The sequence below is a fragment of the Intestinibacillus massiliensis genome (assembly GCF_900155735.1).
Classification (GTDB): domain Bacteria; phylum Bacillota; class Clostridia; order Oscillospirales; family Butyricicoccaceae; genus Intestinibacillus; species Intestinibacillus massiliensis.
Map to the genome: position 1 here is coordinate 118,093 of NZ_LT707055.1, position 2,907 is coordinate 120,999.

Genomic DNA, 2,907 nt, shown 5'->3' on the forward strand with positions numbered 1-2,907 from the left:
CCCGCCTGTTTGTCGAGGAATGGGACAGCCTGCCCGCCAAGGGCGTCCGCGCCGCCATCATTGACCTGCGCGGCAACGGCGGCGGCCTCATCGACATGGCGCAGAAGATGATTGAAACCATTGCGCCGCAGGAGGGCGCCTATTACCTCGGCCTGCGCTACCGCGAGAGCGAGGGCGGGCTGCAGCAGTTCTACACCCCGGGCGGCGGCCCCGCGCTCAACAAGGTCGTGCTGCTGGTGGACGGGGGCACGGCCTCGGCGGCCGAGATCGTCACCGGCTCGCTGTCCGACCTCGGCATTGCGACCGTGGTCGGCACCCAGACCTACGGCAAGGGCGTGGGGCAGTACCACTTTACGATGCCGGACGGCTCGATGCTCATCCTGACCAGCCTGGAAATCCAGCTCCCGGTGCGCGGCACCTATGAGGGAGAGGGGCTGAAGCCGGATATCAATATCGAGAACGGCGACAGCACAGTGACGATCGAGGGCTTCCTGCCGCTCGACAGCACGCACACCCTGCTGCCCGGCATGAAGTCCGACACGGTGCAGGCCATGACCGAGCGCCTGTCCGCGCTCGGCCTGCTGGACGGCGCGCGCCGCGTGTTCGACATGCGGGTGCTGGACGCGGTGCGCCGCTTCCAGGCCTCGGTGGGGCAGTTCCCGGGCTTCACGGCGCCGCCGGAGATGCTGCGGCAGCTGGACGCGCAGACCTCCTTCCTGTCCGGCGGCGAAACGACGGACGTGCAACTCGCCACCGCGCTGGAAATCTGCAAGCTTGCGGCCAAGGAGCCGGCGAAATACACCGTCCGGGCGGACGGCACCTGGAAAAACAATGGATAAGCGATTATCCCGACAGCCATATTGGGAGGAAAAGACGATGGAACCCATCCCTTTGTGTAAGGGGCAACTCATTTTAGCGGAAACACACGACCTGGCGGTCTATCAGGGCGCGTGCGGGGCGGACTGCGCCGCGGCGCTCGCCCCCTCGGCCGGCGCATGTATGCCCGTCGCNGGCTTTGCACCGGAGGAGGTCCGGGCGGCGCAGGACGCCGGGCTGCGGAGCATATCGCTCGGGTCTAGGATTTTGCGCTGTGAAACCGCGCCGCTTGCGGCGCTGTCCGCCATCATGTATGAGAGCGGCAACCTGTAAACGCCCGTGCGGGTACAGGGATTTTATAAAACTAGGGAGTTGATTTTCTTGGCAACCAAGAGAAAGCCAAACGAAAAGGATTATATAACGAACAAGGTGCTGTCGGTCTTTTCGCTGTGCCTGCTGGGCGTATTGCTGCTGATGCTGTTCTACCGCGTGGCCGCTTATGGCAGCACGTACATGCTGGGCCGCCAGATCACATGGGTGGTGCTCGGCCTGGGCGTGCTTGGGGTCATCTGGGGCGCGGTCAAGACCGGCATGGAGCGGAGCCGCGGGCAGGATATGCGGTACCGCCTGCTGCGCGGGCGCAACCTGGTCATTGTGTTCGCGGTGGTCGCCGTGTGCATGGCGGCGGTGCTGTGGCGCGGCCCGGAAGTCATCAAGCTGTTTTATATCATCCTGCCGGCGCTTGCCGTTTACTACCTGATCTATCATTCCTACCCGCGTGAATTCTTCGTAATCTCCGTCGACTGCGGCCTGATGGCGGTGCTGCTCTATGCGGCGCGCCGCGCCCTGGCGACGACCAATTTCCACTGGGGCGCCTACGTTGCGGCGGCGGCCGCGGTGGTACTGTGCCTCTTGCAGGTCGCAGGCGTCTTCTATGTCAAGAAGCACGGCTGCCGCGGCCTGGTCGACGGGCAGATGGTCGACCTGTTCAGCTCCAAGAATGCGCACACCATGATGCTCGTCACCGCGGCGGTGCTCGCGGTCCTGCCGGTTGCCGGGGCGCTGCTCGGCGCGCAGATCGCATATTATTTGATTTTTGCGGCTTTTGCCTATCTGTTTGTAACGGCGGTGTACTACACGGTCAAGATGATGTAAGGCGGGGCCGGCCTGGAAGCCCAACAAAGCGGACGGCGCGTAAGCCGTCCGCTTATTTCTTTTTTGGGGGGAGGGGAAACCGATGCGAAAGTTCCTGGGCGTGCTGTTTGTGGCGGCCGCCGTGCTGTTCGGCGCGTGGACGCTCGCGCCCGGCCTGCTGGGGCACGGGGCGCAGACGGCGGAGAACGATTTCCAGGCCACGCAGCAGCTGCTGGACACGCTGGCGGACGGCGGCGACAGCCTGACTTTCCGCGCGGGCGGCCTGAGCGAAAACGGCATTTTCCGCGCGCTCGAGGCGACCTACCCCTACGCCTTTTCCCTGCACTGCACGCGCCGGGGCGACACCACGATGACCGTGCGCGTCGAGGTCGACAACGCGGAGGCGCAGAAGCAGGCGGCGCTGCTCGCCAAGGGCGTCGCGGACAGCCTGGTCACGGACGATATGCTGCTGCGCGACCGGCTGCGCGTGCTACACGATTACGTGGTCAAAAACTGCGTGTACGACACGGAGACCGCGGCGCGCGAAACCCTGTCCACGGGCAGCGGCGCGGACGCGCCCTTCACCGCGGCGGGCGCGCTGGTGGACGGCAAGGCGGTCTGCGCGGGATACGCGCGCGCCTATATGCAGCTTTGCCATGCGGCGGGCATCGACATGGTCTATATCTCCGACCAGGGCATGAACCACGGGTGGAACGCCGTGCGGCTGTACGGGGACGTACGCTATATCGACGTCACGTTTGACGACCCAGTGCCCGACCGGGGCGAACTGGTCTCCGATGAGTTTTTCCTCAAGGGCGCGGACGAGTTTGCGCATACGCACACCTGGGACCGCGATTTTTACGACGAACTGATTGATTACGCGCTGCCGCAGGGGCTGGACCATGCGCAGCGGCTGTTCGACCTCGGGCTGCTGGACGCGCCGCCGACGGCGCAGGC

General features: G+C 65.0%; 4 protein-coding genes. All 4 read left to right on the plus strand.

Annotation, left to right across the window (positions count from 1 at the left end):
- Nucleotides 1-839 (plus strand): S41 family peptidase (locus CZ203_RS05120; protein ID WP_235847461.1); only part of this gene is annotated, 839 nt, incomplete at its 5' end.
- Nucleotides 840-999: 160 nt separating this feature from the next.
- Entirely contained in the window at nucleotides 1,000-1,149 is a 150-nt protein-coding gene (locus CZ203_RS15595) for a 16S rRNA (uracil(1498)-N(3))-methyltransferase (RefSeq protein WP_456236187.1), read from the plus strand.
- A 48-nt stretch (nucleotides 1,150-1,197) separates the two neighbouring features.
- Nucleotides 1,198-1,971, plus strand: a complete 774-nt coding sequence (locus tag CZ203_RS05130; RefSeq protein ID WP_087065093.1) for a hypothetical protein — start codon at nucleotides 1,198-1,200, stop codon at nucleotides 1,969-1,971.
- 82 nt (nucleotides 1,972-2,053) lie between these two features.
- The coding region (locus CZ203_RS05135) for a transglutaminase domain-containing protein (RefSeq protein ID WP_328588149.1) at nucleotides 2,054-2,907 on the plus strand (854 nt) is incomplete at its 3' end.